We start from the raw sequence: 14,038 nt of genomic DNA on the forward strand, positions 1-14,038 counted from the left end.
AGCCTTTAAATTAAGATGATGTCTCAGCGCCCTGCTGTTCAAGCTCTTCAAATGTTTCCAGTTTGAAATTATACAAACCGTAAAGCATCGACACAAAAGGGTTAACCAGATTAAAGAAGCAGAATGGCAGGTAAGCCAGTGTTGCAACCCCTAGTGTGCCCGACATATAAGCACCACAGGTATTCCACGGAATAAGTGGTGAGGTAATCGTGGCTGAATCTTCAAGGGTTCTGGAAAGGTTTTTACTTTGTAATTTACGTCGTTTAAATTCTGCTTTATACATTCTGCCGGGCAAAACAATGGCGATATATTGATCCGCAGCAATAATGTTAATACCAATACAGGTTAAAATAACCGTAACGATTAAAGAGCCTGTAGAGTGCACCATTTTAAGTGCGGATATCACTAACCTTTCAAGCAGCAAAGTCCGCTCAAGTACCGCACCAAAAGTCAGCGCACACAAAATAAGCCATACCGTATTTAACATGCTACTCATGCCACCACGGTTTAATAACTCATTTACTTCGGCGTTACTGGTATTGATAGTAAACCCATTAAACAACGCTCGCCATACAGCATCTATCTTATCGACAAATCGATAATGGCCGGTGTCGCCAACAAACTGATTAATGGCGTCGGGCTGCAAGAAGAACGCAAACACACCACCCACCAATGCACCGGTCATAATGGTTGGAAATGCCGGGTATTTTTTTATCGCCATAGCGAACACAATTACCAATGGAATTAATGTCCAGACAGTGACGTTAAAGTGTTGATCGATCACCATCAAAGTTTGTTCAAGTTTTTCCACCTGACCATCGGATGTCTGAACCATACCAATAACAAAAAACACCGTTAAGGCAATAATAATACTGGGACCGGTTGTCCACATCATATGGCGAATATGAGTGAATAAGTCACTGCCAGCGACAGCTGGAGCTAAATTGGTAGTATCTGAAAGTGGCGACATTTTATCGCCAAAGTAGGCACCAGAAATAATTGCACCAGCAGTAATTTCTGGAGACAAGCCCAGTCCATTAGCCACACCAATTAAGGCGACACCAATAGTACCTGCGGTAGTCCAGGAACTGCCAATACTTACCGATACCAGCGCACAAATAATACAAGCTGCAAAATAAAAAATGGATGGATGCATTATCTGCAGTCCAAAATAAATCATGGTAGGTACAGTGCCCGACAATAACCAGGTACCAATAAGCGAGCCAACCGCCAGCAATATTAGAATCGCACCCAGTGCACTGGATATGCCTTTAACGATGCCCTCTTCAATGGTTTTCCAGCGGTAGCCGTTTTTAATGCCAATTAAAGCGGCCAGCCCGGCAGAAATAATTAAAGCAATCTGATTCGCACCATAGGAAGAATCTGCACCGTACAAAGTAACCGACAGAGCCAATAGCCCTACCAGTACTAACACGGGAATCAGAGCATCCAGTAACGATGGAGACTTGGTTTGCGTCATAGGGTCCTGCTTTTGTAATCGTTATTAATTATTATTAAAAATAAAACTTAAATACTTCGTATTGCATGCTTCTAATTGCAAACTGCTAATTACATGCTTCAATTTACATACTGATAACTTAAAGGGCTCAATTGAGCCCTTTATTAATATCGATCTTAACCAATCAACTGAATACCCAGGAAACGATCAAGAATTGTCACTACAGCAATCAGGCCAAGCATTAATGGACAGATATAACTGATTGCAAAGTTAATGTACTTCAGCAGTATGCCGCCTCGAATCGAAGGATCACCATAGGCTAGCTCTTCGTTCAAATTCTCTTTACGCCATACCCAGGCAGCAAAGACAGCGATTAAGAATCCACCCACAGGCAAGAACGAATCGGCCGCTAAATCTTCAACGAAATCCATAAAGCTGATGGGTGAATCATGGCCTGGCAATTGGATAAAGGACGTTAACCACTCAGTGGTACCATTTGATAATAAAGATGGAATACCGATTAGGAAAATAACAAATGCCAGTCCCCAAACGGCTTTCTTACGCTCTACACCATGCTCATCAACCACATAAGCGGTTGGTACTTCTAACAAGGACACGGTTGAAGTTAATGCGGCAAAGGTCAGCAGTAAGAAAAACAGAACGCCAACAGCAACGCCCATATTTGGCCCCAAAGTTTCAAACACCCCTGGCAAGGTGATGAAGATTAATCCAGCCCCACCGCTTGGCTCAATGCCTTGACTGAAAACAATTGGAAACAACATAAATCCAGCGATAAAGGCTATACCAACATCTGCCAGAGTGATCATGGCACCGGCACTGACGATATTTTGATCACGGGACACATAACTGCCGTAAGTGATTAAAGCGCCCATACCTAATGATAAGGAGAAAAACGCTTGCCCAAGGGCCGAATAGATAACATCACCGGTAAGTTTTGAAAAATCAGGCACCAGATAAAACTTCACCCCTTCCATCGCATTTGGCAGGGTTAAGGCATAGGCCAGTAAGCAAAGAATGATAAAAATAAGACTTGGCATTAAAATTTTCGCGGCACGTTCGATACCACCGGAAACACCATTAGAAACAATAAACGCGGTGGTCGACATGAAAATCACACCGTACAAGCCGACTTTTAGGGCATCGGTAATAAATACTCCAAAATCTTCACCGATACCAAAGTTGCCCTGAATCATCTCTATAACGTAACCAAAAGACCAGGCAGCAACCACATTGTAAAACGACAAGATGAGTACACCACTCGCAAGGCCCATGTAACCAATGATCGACCATTTTTTATAACCGAGCGCTTTAAAGGCACCCACCGGATTTCTTTGGGTTTTACGCCCAATGGCTATTTCGGTGACCAAAACCGGATAACAAAGAATAAAGCAAAATGCGAGGTATACAATTACAAAGGCAGCACCCCCACCATCGCCTACTTCAAATGGAAACTTCCATATATTACCTAACCCCACTGCCGAACCAGCGGCAGCTAGAATAAATCCCAAACGTGTATCAAATGAACCTCTGGCGGCCATAATGAATATTCTCTTTTTGTTAGCTTTTTAGTTATACGTTCTACTAAGTGCATATACGCCCAGTGCAGACGTGCCCCAACCAGCCTGCTGCACTGCAGCACTCGTTAATATTAAGATAAACCCCAATAACATCACAATTAATCCAGTCTGCGCAAGTGAGTATTGACTAAAAACAGCTATGATTCGGTAAAGTCTTACCAGCACTGATTATTTCTTCAACAAATCGGCCTCTTAATGGATAAATTTCAAACAATAGACGTTTATACAAAATAACTAAGCTTATTAGTCAGCTTATAACAGAGCGCACTGGTTTCGATGCAGCACAATAGTAGACCCCTTTATTAAACTATTATCGGGATGTTCTTGGATGTCATTGTGTTCGATTTTATCTACCACCCATTCGCTAGCTAAATGTAATGGGTTGTCAGGTACAATATTGGATGGAATAAATTGGCTGTTCGATGCCTGATTTTGTCTTAAAGCAAGATTTATCAGTATCTGATTTGAATTTAAACGGGCCATGCCCTTGGCAATAATTTCACCAGTCCCCTGTTCTTTTACCTCAACAATGGCTTGTTTTGAAAAAGTGCCAGCAACCCCAACGATCCCTGACATTAACAAAGAAGCATTACGATGTCGTAGTGCGGTTGCAGCACCAGAGTCAATGATAATCAGACCTTTTGACTCAGCAGTATTAAGCAACCAGTGTTTTATTCTTTTTACTGGCTGAGACGAATAACGAATGTATGTGCCATAGGTCGCTCTGGACTCAATAATATGCAAAAACGGTGCTTTTTCATCGCAAATGAAGCACTGAGCGCCTTGCCTGGCTGCCAATAATGCAGCATCCAACTTTTCTCTCATACCGCCTGTGCCCATGGCAGAACAATCACTGGATATAACATCTTCATAACGATATTCAGAATCAGGCTCTTTAACTTCAAAAACAGAAACCAATTGCTGACAGGTTGGATAGTCTCGGTATATGCCACCAACTTCGCTGACCATAAATAACCATTTCGCCCCAAGCATATTAACCACATGTGCTGCCAGACGATCATTATTAGAAATTAAACTGTTAGCCTCTGCCAGTGCGTCATTCTGATTTATGATTGGTACAACATCATGCTTTAACAACTGCCGAAAAGTTGCCGATAAATCGTTATAACAATGACGTTCGTTAAAATGCGCTTGCTCCACGAGAATTTGGGCAACTGGCCGCCCTAAACCATTTCTCCACATATTGATTAATTCACCCTGTCCAATAGAGGCGAGCATTGTTTTATTGGCTACAGGATAACTTTGATGTTTAGCTGTTTGTTTTGGCTCTGTTTGAAACTGCTCCTTCTGAAATGAATGCTTTTGCAACTGCGCTTTTTCAAACCTGATTGATTTCGACAGCAATTTAGCTTTATCTGAAGCCATTGATTGAAATACCTGCCAACCCAGAGCGACCGCGCCTGAACATACAATAACGGGCTGATAGCCTTTATCGTAAAGTAACTGCAGCTGTTGCCAGAATACAGAGTGTCTGTCATTAAAGAGTTTACTCACCACCTGACTGCCGAGTTTAATAACCACCGTTTTACTGGAATCCAAAAGCAAGCTCACTTATTAACTATCAACTTAACCGTTTAGGTTATCTAATCAGTCAATTATTTTTGGCATAAAAAAACCCGCAGTTCATAAAAAACTGCGGGTTTAGTGTAAACACTAAATCACCGCCTCCTAAATGGGAGGAATCGCTCGGTAAATTAGAGATGTATTAAAAGTATTCATGGCTTAATTATTCTTAAGTTAAACAAAAAATGCCAATAGCTACGGGTTATATACCAATTCGGCTGAATAAGTCACTCAGTTTGCTAACCCATTCCGATAACACGGGATGATCAGTTTCAAAATGCTCGGCAACACCCGCCAGCTGATCAATTAAAAACTCATCAGGTTCTGGCACACTATCTGGATTAGATAACAAGCTGCGAATTTGATGCCTGGCCAACCTGACATCTTTTGCCACAGCCGGATCATTCGTTTCCAGATCACTTAGCTTTTGCTCCAAATCTTGCAATAAAAAAACAATATCGTTCGTTGGCATCGCACATCCCCACTTTTTAACAACCACCTAATATAAATCTAGCTCAACTGATTGTATTTTTGAAATGTTTAGGCATAAAAAAAGCAGCTTTCGCTGCTTTTTTTCTAATATAACTTATCGAGCCAGTCACTAATCAGTTTTTTCTCATAATAAAGCTTTTCACGCTGGTTTTTTCGAGCGTCAATACTACCGATTTGATAAAACTCTTTTAAATGCTCTTCGCCAGACTTAATCACATTTTTATCCGAGTCTGAAATTGTATACTTCAGTTTTACACGAACTCTGACAGTATCACGAAGTATACGCATATCCTCGTGAGTTGCCGTGTAGTTATAACGAAGATCACCGGCTCGATCCACATCCAGTATATCAACTGACAGATTATGTCCTGACTTAAGCACAGCCTTGCTTTTACTGTCGAAAAAGCTTTTCATCTCTTTTTCAAAGTCTTGGATAGAAGATTTTCGGCTGGAGTTTGTGTCTTGAATATCGGTATAACGTTCAGGCTCAACCAGATTCACTTGAACGCCACTAAATGTCGATGCTGAGAAAATAACAGCAATACTAATGGGCAAAAGTTTAATAGCGGAAGGTCGAAGAGTAGTATGTTTCATAAATAAACACCTCCATTAAGTAGGTATACTTTACACTACACTATACAGAACGGGTCCTCAAGCTATTTTCCCTTTTAATATTAACAAGTTATTGCAGGTCAACCCATTATGCTTTAATACGTTTTAATTAAATTATTGGGATAAAACTTGAGTTCCTGAAACCGATATCTTATTGTTTTGATACCTGAATTATTCGGGAGTATAAAGGATTGAAAATAAAATCGGTATGCTTGGGGCTGTTCGGTAAAGGAGCTCTCTTTGTTTTACTTTACATCCAATTCGTCCAACCGGCTCACTCAGCTACTAAACTGCACCAACAAGTCCTTGAGCTAAACCAGCAAGCCAACTCACTCATATATGAAAATCCCCAAAAAGCGATAAGGCTCATTGAGCATGGGCTTGAGCTACTTGAACAACAACCCGACTTTGAACTCTATTATGTCCTGAATATCACCCTGTCGGACACTTATGTACAGCAGGATAATTACCAACAAGCACATGTGCTGCTTCAACACTTACTCGCACACACATCCATTCAGACCCATGCCGATAAACAGGCTCAGGCCCTGTCAAGAAAAGGCGAGATATACTGGTACCAGGGTGATATCTATCAAGCAGTAGACAGTCTTGAGAAAAGCTTAAATTTGTACCGTGCAGCTAATAAGCCTCATGACATAGCAATAGCACAAAATAACCTGGGAATTATTCATCGTCATCTTGGAAATTATGAGCAGGCATTGGATTATTTACTTAAAAGCCTGGCAATTAAAGAATCCCTTGATAATCCGGGCTCTGTTGCCTCGACCTTAAATAATATTGGTGTCGTCTATTTCTATTTAAAACAATATGAAAAAGCCATTCTTTATTACAATAAATCCATCGAAGTCTATCAATCACTCGGCTTACGTACAGAGCAAGCGGATCCCATTAATAATAAAGGCCAAGCATTAGAGAAACTAGGTCAGTTTGAACAGGCGATCGAACACTATGAGTCATCTTTGTCTATAGAGCAGGAAATTAATAACAAACGCGGACAAGGGTTTTCACATGCAACCATAGGTGCCGTTTTAATAAAACAAAACAGGTTAGCTGAAGCACAGCTTCATCTGGAAAAAGCTCATCAACTTGGACTAGCCTCACAAGCGACTCAAGTACAAAATGAAGCATTATTTCAACTCGGTCAACTCCATATCAGTCTGGATGATTTTACAGCGGCTATAGACTTCTGGAAAAAAGGATTATCCATTGCAATAAAAACATCTGAAAAAGAAAAGATCATGCGTTTTCATCAACACCTGGCTGATGCTTATGAAACAAATCAAAATCATAAAGCGGCTTTACATCACTATAAACAATATAAAAACGTTGCCGAGGAACTGCTAGGAGAGGACCAGGGAAACAATGTAAAACGCGTCGAATTTCAGAATAAACTTTTGAAAAAAGATCAGAAAATCACTGAGCTCAATACCCAACTAAATCTAAAAACCTTAAAGTACGGTGAACTTGAAAATTGGCTTTTATTCAGTTTTGGAGTGATTGTCATTCTTATCATATTATTAGCTATATCAATAATTTATTATAAAAATAAAAAAATGAATAGCAAGCCTGCAAAAGCCTCATGGGATACTCTAAAAAATAATATTAACCCACAACAACTTTCTGATAAAAAGCTTCAAGATAAATTATTAAAGCCATTGCAAGCAATTAATAACTTGGGACATGATCTTCAATCATCTGACAAACAGCAGTTGTCCAAAGCCCAAATCAAATCTCTTACATGCCACTCAGTAAAGTTGAACATTCACCTTAGAAATTTAATTTTTTCCGTGACCAACAATATTGATTCGTTATGCACCGAAAAATACTTTGTAAAACTAAGTAGTCTAATACCCGTATTAATTGATGTATTTCACGACAGTCTTGATGATCTGTCTATAAACTTTATCAATAATATTCAGACTCCGCCTGATGTATGGGCCGATGAACATTGTGTTAATCAGGTTATATTCAATACCACAGACTATCTGATAACTCATATGGGTGTGGGAACTATTTACTTCCACGCCTACCCGAGCCAGCAACATCTAATGATAAGAATTTCCAATGTCCCCTTATCAAAAAACACTTGTACAACAGAAAACACTAAAGCCCACAACACAACTAAAAGCAGTATTTTGTCTTTGTCTGAGAAAATCATAAATCAGCTCAATGGAGAGTTATGGATAGAGTCCAACAATGCACAATCGGGCAAAACTGAGTATACTGCCTGCTTTACATTGCCACTAAAAGATAGCGACTCGTTCAATAATATTGAGTCAAACAATGATTAGACACAAAATATTGAACTCCAAAACAGTTAGAGTTAGCATCACTGCAAGCTAGTCAAATGAATACAAGAGTAAACAATGTCCTCCGATAACACGCCAGAATCAGTTACCGATAAATTAAACTTGGAAACAGCCGTCGTTGCCTGGGCTGAAATTGAACGTTTTTTCGCCAAAGGACAGCTTTACATTGTCGAACAGCAACAGGATTTGATCTCAACAGCGGCCAGAGTTTCGAACGATGACAAATCTTTTATTGAACAACAATTAAACAATAAGCAATTGTTTTTACCTACTATTGACTGGGTAAAACAAAATTGTCAAACAGACACACCTTTTTGGGCAGTCGTTGTGGCTCCTTTCGTTTTTGCTCAAAAAAAATAAAGTTACGCCGTAATGCAAAAGTTTAAAATTCATATTCTTGCATGTATTTCACTGCTGTTACTTGCCTGTGATACCCCTCCTCACCTTTCACCATTAAACTCCGAATCAACCATAGTCGCCTTTGGTGACAGTTTAACCTATGGAACCGGAGCCAAAAGCGCCGAAAGCTACCCGGATGTACTTATGGCTCTAACCGGGCTTGAAGTCATCAATAGAGGAATACCAGGCGATAAAACTCAAGATGGTCTAGAAAGAATTGATACCATGTTATCAACCTATAACCCGGATCTTGTACTCTTGTGTTTAGGCGGCAATGATTTTTTAAGGAAAAGAAAGTCGGAAGAAACGAAAAGAAATTTAATCAACATTATTCATCGGATACAACAGAATAATTCAGAAGTTGTATTAATTGCAGTACCCGACATTGGTGTTTTTTTGTCGGACGCTGACATTTATGAAGAAGTTGCCAAAGAGACGAATGTTCCATTGATTGAAGATGCCCTTTCGGATTTACTGTCTGATAAACAACTTAAATCAGATACTATTCACCTAAATCAACTTGGTTATCGAAAATTAGCAGAAAGCATCTATCAGTTTTTGCATGATCGTGGCGCACTGCCAGCTATTTAATTAATTTTATAACTTTACTGTCAATTTAGTGTCAACCACACCATCAAAAAATTAATAATAGCTATGATCGATTAATTTAAACGCTTTCAAATAAAACACTTAAAACAATAAAATACACATCATCTCAATAATCGCTTCGCTGGTACTTTCATAATGCGCAACTTCAGGAAACGATTTTAGGTTTGCCAGCATAAATCCAGTACTGATAATAAATACGGCTAAACTCACGCGGTCAATGTAACGTCTTACTTGTTTCATAACTTTTCTCCACTGGGTGCGAAATTTATTTTCGCACCCTATCCTTTAAATATGTGGGCTAATAACTGTCATCTCTAAAGCGGCGTATATAGATTGCACCCGCAATAAATGCTGCACTAATCAACAAACCACCCCAAAATCCGCCTTCACTAAGCACCGCAAACGGATGCCCATGCATAACCACGCCTTCCATAATAATTTCAGTTTTTGAGATATGATCACCAATCAATTTTGCAAGATTACCAGAGTGGAAAATCATACCTTCAACCAACATCAATCCTAATGGAATAAACAGCGCGATTAAAAATGCAGCTCGTTTGGCATAAGCCGACACCAACCATAGCCAACCTAAGATAGGCGCCATAATCAATGCCAACATAAACAGTGATGCAAAGTAGTTAAAAATCACGCTAAAAAATGATGAATGGCTCCACAACAAGTCCCAAGCTGAACCACCGTTAAACCAGATCATCAGAGTCATTAAAATAAGACCGACTATCTGGGTGGCTACTGCCACAATTGCAGTCAATACAGGCACAATAATCAGTGCTGAGAAAACCTTTGACATAACCGTTTGCAAATCAGACACTGGCATAGACTTCCAGAACAGTATGCTGCGATCGCGTCTATCATTGTACAAACTGCCAAGTGCATAAAAGAATAAAACAAACACCATGCCAACGATTAGAGGCGATAAAAACACACCAAACTGTAACGCTTGCAAACCTTTGGTTAGCTCATAAGAATTGGCTTCGCTCAAAGCTTCAAAGCCGGCATCAAACTGAAAGCCTGAGTCATCACCGAGCGAAAAAATCATGCTTTGTGCAGTGAACATGCCAACAATCATGGAAAAAATAAGGACTGCCGAAATGATAAGAGGTGCTCTGACAAAACTTTTATTTTCCCAGTACTCTCGCAATAACAATGTTTTAAAAACGGTTATGTTCATGCGCTAACTCCTTTCATTTTTGCAACAAATAAGTCTGAAACGCTCGGTCTATGAGTGTCACCCAATGACTCGGCGGTTTCACTACCAATGCCATCAAATAAAAATACTTTTCGGCCAAAAACCTCTCGCTCTGCAATGGGCTTATGTTGTCTTGCTACGTCTACTTGGTCGCCTGACACCATAACTTCAACAAAACGTTCACCCACTTCATCCATGGTTGAGTCCAGAACAATATTGCCGTCTTTGATAAACATAAGATCGGTCAATAAATTCTCCACCTCTTCAACTTGATGGGTTGTTACAACGATGGTTTTGTTGTCGTCAAAAAATTCACCTAAAAGCTCCTGATAGAACTCTTTTCGATACAGAATATCCAACCCCTGTGTCGGCTCATCGAGTACCAGCAGTTCAACATCTATGGCTAAAATTAGTGCCAGATGAAGCTGCGTCACCATACCTTTGGATAAGTGCCCAACTTTACTGTTCAGGTTAATTTTAGTTTTCTGTAAAAACCGTTCGGCTTTAACACGATCAAATTTAGGATGCACACCTTCTACAAACTCCAAGGACTGTGACACTTTCATCCAACGAGGAATAACCGCGACATCGGCTATAAAACAGACCCGCTGCATAAGCAAATGACGATCCTGTCTGGGATCCAGTCCAAACACATCAAGGTGACCATCGAAAGTCGTTAAACCAAGCAGTGACTTTAATGCAGTGGTTTTTCCAGCACCATTGGGTCCAATCAAACCAACAATGCGGCCGCGCTCAATGGTAAAGTCAACAGATTTTAAGGCATCAAAACCACCATAGGATTTTCTTAATCCTTTTGCTGTTACAACCGCGCTCATGAGTTACCTCCTTCACTGTTAGACTTTGTGTCAGCATCAGGCAAGTCACTTAACTTAAGCCCTAGTCGACTGATTCGTTCAACAATCAATGGCCACTCCTGTGTTAAAAACTGCTGTCGTTCCTGATTTAGTAACTTTTCTCGAGCACCTTGCTGAATAAACATTCCAACCCCTCTTTTTTTCTCCACCACACTGTCATCAACCAGTTCCTGATAAGCCTTCGATACGGTAATAGGGTTCAACTGAAAATCAGCAGACACCTGACGTACCGAAGGTAATGCATCCCCTTCCTTCAACTCATTATCCAGAATGGATGCGATGACCTTATCTCGTAACTGACGATAAATAGGCTGACTATCGTTCCAGTTTGCTTGCATAGTTCATTCACCTTTGTCATAAAAAATTGGCCTGACGTTGATACAAACCAAACCACCGAACTGGTGTTATATATAACTATATCACCATATCAGCATAACGCAATAAAATATTCTCATCGAATCGATTAAACGTTCTACCAATCAACTCTAACTATCTGTTTTATAATATCTTTATGTTAACTTGAAGTTGTAACAAATCTTTCTGAGATACCGCTTTAACCAGTTCATGTGGTAGCATGCGCTAAAATTTAGTCATAGAGATGTCTTGTGGTACGCTCCGTTGTTATCGTAATTTCGCTGTCCGTAGCTGTTTTGATTTACCTTAATTTGCTAAACGCTGGACTCGCTCTGTTTGCAGGACTGGCGACGGCTTTAGTGCTGCGTCATTCATACAGCGGGTTTTGCCGTAAAGTGTCTGCGCAGTTACTAAAGCTATCCATTGTTGGCCTTGGTTTCGGTTTGAATTTGCAAGGATTATGGCAAACCACCCAAGATACCTTTTTGATCACCTTTATCTCCATCGCCGTAGCTATAGCAACCGGTGTTGTCGTGTTCAAACTTATGAAAATTCATCATCAAACCGGGTTGCTCATCACCTCGGGTACTGCAATTTGCGGAGGTAGTGCCATAGCGGCCGTATCACAGGCTATTAAAAGCCATCCGGATCGGACAGCTATGGCCGTTACCGTGGTGTTCTTATTAAATATTGTTGCCCTCTATACCTTTCCCTATATCGGCCACTGGCTTGATTTAACCCAATACCAATTTGGTATTTGGGCCGCTTTAGCCATCCATGACACCAGTTCCGTTGTAGGTGCGGCTTCTCAATACGGTGATGCTTCTTTGCAAATTGCAACCGCGACCAAACTGGCCCGAACATTGTGGATCATTCCGGTAACCCTGCTCGCTTCAGTCTGGTTTAATGGGCATAAGTCCAGACTTAATTTACCGGTGTTTATCGTATTTTTTGTTTTAGCCTCTGCCGCCAACAGTGCAATACCAAGTTTTGCGCCTGTCTTCCAGCAGATTTCCGAAATAGCGAAGTTCTTCCTGATATTTGCACTTTATCTATTAGGACTCGGCATTACACCTCAGGTTATTAAACAGGTGGATAGCAAACCACTGATTATGGGCGCTATACTCTGGCTGGTGTTAGCAGTGGTTTCTCTGGCACTTGTCATTTATTTGTAAGTAACTTATTTGTAAATGATTCATTTGTTATCGATAGATTGATAATTATTCAGAAGCATTCAAACTCCAGATGCTTTATATGTGCCAGACCGAATGTGCCAGACAGAATTTTTCTTTCAGACTACAGATACTCTAAATATACTTAGGATTCAATCATGTGGAAGTTTTCATTTTCACCACTCGATCGACAATCGCACTGCCGCTCAGATGAGACTCAACAGGCTAAATGGCGAGCGCAAGATAACGTAAAGTTGGTCGTGTTTAACGAAGACTTACAGCTGCTTATGTCACCCGATGGACTTCATGCAGCAAATGCAGCGCACCACACCAATGCTCCAGATCAACAACACTGGCTTTATCTGGGCCATGCAGAAAATACCCCCTGGTTCAGCGCCGTTGTTGACAGTCATGACTTTGAACTCAGTTTCCACCAACAATGGAAATCTTTGCGGTTGGCATTGCCTTTAATTGCAGAACCTTATGCATCAACCATTGCCTATGCCAAAGCTTTGCATTACTGGCATCAGCAACACCAATATTGTGGTCGTTGTGGTGAACCGACAGAAATATATTCTGCGGGTCATGAGCTGGTATGCAGTCATTGTGATTCAGCGATCTACCCCAGAACCGATCCGGCCGTTATTATGTCTGTCACTTATAAAGATGAATTATTACTGGCCAGGCAGTCCAGCTGGCCTGAGCACAGATACTCAGTGTTAGCCGGTTTTGTTGAGCCAGGTGAAAGTTTTGAACAGGCGGTAAAACGCGAAGTCTGGGAAGAAAGTCAATTAAAGGTCAGCAATGTCGAATATCTTGGCTCGCAGCCCTGGCCTTTTCCCTGCTCCATCATGATTGGTTTTACTGCCGAAGCATCGAGCCAGAATGTGCATTTGCTTGATCAGGAGCTTGAGCATGCCATATGGGTTAATGCAGACAATTTTATTGAGCAATTGGAAAGTGGCGACATAATATTGCCGAGCAGCGGCTCCATTTCATACCATCTTGTTGAACATTGGGCTCAAAGCCTGGGCCTCAATATCGCAAAATACAAACACTAGTGCGCAATCAGTTTATGTTAAAGTCATTAACATCCGACTCAAGTTGCTTCAATTCATTCAACACTTCAAGCTTTCGCCACTTAGGTTGTTGTTCAGAAGATTTTAACTGATTAAAGTTAATGCCCAGTAACTTTCCGAGTGTTTGATAGTCTATTGATTGTAATTGCGCTTGTGATGGAAATTTTGATTGTGAATTAATCGTTTCGACCGATTTCATGTGAGCTCCCAAACTGCCAGGTAATAAATTAATACATACTTTGCTAAATGAACCCCAGTTATAAAGTTG

At 40.5% G+C, this 14,038-nt stretch carries 15 protein-coding genes; 5 read left to right on the plus strand and 10 right to left on the minus strand.

The genetic code is table 11. From position 1 onward, the window contains the following. Positions 1-10: 10 nt before the first annotated feature. The 5 genes from nhaC to C8D97_RS12040 all read right to left on the minus strand — a co-directional run bounded on the left by nhaC (position 11) and on the right by C8D97_RS12040 (position 5,727). Positions 11-1,480, minus strand: coding sequence for a Na+/H+ antiporter NhaC (nhaC, locus tag C8D97_RS12020; protein ID WP_109764026.1), 1,470 nt, complete (start codon positions 1,478-1,480; stop codon positions 11-13). A gap of 155 nt (positions 1,481-1,635) precedes the next feature. Next, positions 1,636-3,018, minus strand: coding sequence for a sodium-dependent transporter (locus C8D97_RS12025; RefSeq protein WP_170115233.1), 1,383 nt, complete (start codon positions 3,016-3,018; stop codon positions 1,636-1,638). 291 nt (positions 3,019-3,309) lie between these two features. Continuing rightward, positions 3,310-4,617, minus strand: a complete 1,308-nt coding sequence (gene proB, locus C8D97_RS12030) for a glutamate 5-kinase (RefSeq protein ID WP_170115234.1) — start codon at positions 4,615-4,617, stop codon at positions 3,310-3,312. A gap of 226 nt (positions 4,618-4,843) precedes the next feature. Continuing rightward, positions 4,844-5,113, minus strand: a complete 270-nt coding sequence (locus C8D97_RS12035) for a DUF4404 family protein (protein WP_109764029.1) — start codon at positions 5,111-5,113, stop codon at positions 4,844-4,846. A 104-nt stretch (positions 5,114-5,217) separates the two neighbouring features. Beyond that, positions 5,218-5,727 (minus strand): DUF3016 domain-containing protein, encoded by a 510-nt coding sequence (locus tag C8D97_RS12040; RefSeq protein ID WP_109764030.1) that lies wholly within the window; start codon positions 5,725-5,727, stop codon positions 5,218-5,220. A 209-nt stretch (positions 5,728-5,936) separates the two neighbouring features. On the opposite strand from C8D97_RS12040, the gene C8D97_RS12045 reads away from it, so the two are divergent. The 3 genes from C8D97_RS12045 to C8D97_RS12055 all read left to right on the plus strand — a co-directional run bounded on the left by C8D97_RS12045 (position 5,937) and on the right by C8D97_RS12055 (position 9,065). Beyond that, entirely contained in the window at positions 5,937-8,057 is a 2,121-nt protein-coding gene (locus C8D97_RS12045) for a tetratricopeptide repeat protein (protein WP_109764031.1), read from the plus strand. Between the two features lie 75 nt (positions 8,058-8,132). Next, positions 8,133-8,435, plus strand: coding sequence for a DUF2288 family protein (locus C8D97_RS12050; protein ID WP_109764032.1), 303 nt, complete (start codon positions 8,133-8,135; stop codon positions 8,433-8,435). A 12-nt stretch (positions 8,436-8,447) separates the two neighbouring features. After that, on the plus strand, positions 8,448-9,065 hold the full coding sequence (locus tag C8D97_RS12055; protein ID WP_109764033.1) for a GDSL-type esterase/lipase family protein: 618 nt from the start codon (positions 8,448-8,450) through the stop codon (positions 9,063-9,065). Positions 9,066-9,164: 99 nt separating this feature from the next. Here C8D97_RS12055 and C8D97_RS18170 read toward each other — a convergent pair whose 3' ends face one another. The 4 genes from C8D97_RS18170 to C8D97_RS12070 are packed head-to-tail and all read right to left on the minus strand — an operon-like array spanning position 9,165 to position 11,503. Next, positions 9,165-9,323, minus strand: a complete 159-nt coding sequence (locus C8D97_RS18170; protein ID WP_170115235.1) for a hypothetical protein — start codon at positions 9,321-9,323, stop codon at positions 9,165-9,167. Between the two features lie 58 nt (positions 9,324-9,381). Next, on the minus strand, positions 9,382-10,272 hold the full coding sequence (locus C8D97_RS12060; RefSeq protein WP_109764034.1) for a hypothetical protein: 891 nt from the start codon (positions 10,270-10,272) through the stop codon (positions 9,382-9,384). Beyond that, a complete protein-coding gene (locus C8D97_RS12065; protein WP_109764035.1) occupies positions 10,269-11,126 on the minus strand; it encodes an ABC transporter ATP-binding protein in 858 nt (285 codons plus the stop codon). Before C8D97_RS12065 ends, C8D97_RS12060 begins: the two co-directional genes overlap by 4 nt. Further along, complete coding sequence (locus tag C8D97_RS12070) at positions 11,123-11,503, minus strand: GntR family transcriptional regulator (protein ID WP_109764036.1); 381 nt, start codon at positions 11,501-11,503, stop codon at positions 11,123-11,125. Before C8D97_RS12070 ends, C8D97_RS12065 begins: the two co-directional genes overlap by 4 nt. 267 nt (positions 11,504-11,770) lie before the next feature. On the opposite strand from C8D97_RS12070, the gene C8D97_RS12075 reads away from it, so the two are divergent. Together C8D97_RS12075 and nudC are read left to right on the plus strand one after the other, a co-directional pair. Further along, the gene (locus C8D97_RS12075) at positions 11,771-12,694 is read left to right on the plus strand and encodes a YeiH family protein (protein WP_109764037.1); all 924 of its coding nucleotides are present in this window, start codon (positions 11,771-11,773) and stop codon (positions 12,692-12,694) included. A gap of 155 nt (positions 12,695-12,849) precedes the next feature. Further along, entirely contained in the window at positions 12,850-13,752 is a 903-nt protein-coding gene (gene nudC / locus C8D97_RS12080) for an NAD(+) diphosphatase (protein WP_109764038.1), read from the plus strand. A 7-nt stretch (positions 13,753-13,759) separates the two neighbouring features. Here the strand turns inward: nudC and C8D97_RS12085 are convergent, their stop codons facing one another. After that, positions 13,760-13,969 carry a hypothetical protein gene (locus C8D97_RS12085; RefSeq protein ID WP_146196140.1) on the minus strand — a complete coding sequence of 70 codons (210 nt, stop codon included), beginning with the start codon at positions 13,967-13,969 and terminating at the stop codon, positions 13,760-13,762. Positions 13,970-14,038 lie beyond the last annotated feature (69 nt).

The organism is Pleionea mediterranea, from assembly GCF_003148745.1.
Classification (GTDB): Bacteria; Pseudomonadota; Gammaproteobacteria; order Enterobacterales; family Kangiellaceae; genus Pleionea; species Pleionea mediterranea.

Coding starts and splice junctions, on each gene's coding strand:
- nhaC (WP_109764026.1), bottom strand. CDS start 1,480: ATGACGCAAACCAAGTCTCCATCGTTACTGGATGCTCTGATTCCCGTG.
- C8D97_RS12025 (WP_170115233.1), bottom strand. CDS start 3,018: ATGGCCGCCAGAGGTTCATTTGATACACGTTTGGGATTTATTCTAGCT.
- C8D97_RS12035 (WP_109764029.1), bottom strand. CDS start 5,113: ATGCCAACGAACGATATTGTTTTTTTATTGCAAGATTTGGAGCAAAAG.
- C8D97_RS12040 (WP_109764030.1), bottom strand. CDS start 5,727: ATGAAACATACTACTCTTCGACCTTCCGCTATTAAACTTTTGCCCATT.
- C8D97_RS12050 (WP_109764032.1), top strand. CDS start 8,133: ATGTCCTCCGATAACACGCCAGAATCAGTTACCGATAAATTAAACTTG.
- C8D97_RS12055 (WP_109764033.1), top strand. CDS start 8,448: ATGCAAAAGTTTAAAATTCATATTCTTGCATGTATTTCACTGCTGTTA.
- C8D97_RS18170 (WP_170115235.1), bottom strand. CDS start 9,323: ATGAAACAAGTAAGACGTTACATTGACCGCGTGAGTTTAGCCGTATTT.
- C8D97_RS12060 (WP_109764034.1), bottom strand. CDS start 10,272: ATGAACATAACCGTTTTTAAAACATTGTTATTGCGAGAGTACTGGGAA.
- C8D97_RS12065 (WP_109764035.1), bottom strand. CDS start 11,126: ATGAGCGCGGTTGTAACAGCAAAAGGATTAAGAAAATCCTATGGTGGT.
- C8D97_RS12070 (WP_109764036.1), bottom strand. CDS start 11,503: ATGCAAGCAAACTGGAACGATAGTCAGCCTATTTATCGTCAGTTACGA.
- nudC (WP_109764038.1), top strand. CDS start 12,850: ATGTGGAAGTTTTCATTTTCACCACTCGATCGACAATCGCACTGCCGC.
- C8D97_RS12085 (WP_146196140.1), bottom strand. CDS start 13,969: ATGAAATCGGTCGAAACGATTAATTCACAATCAAAATTTCCATCACAA.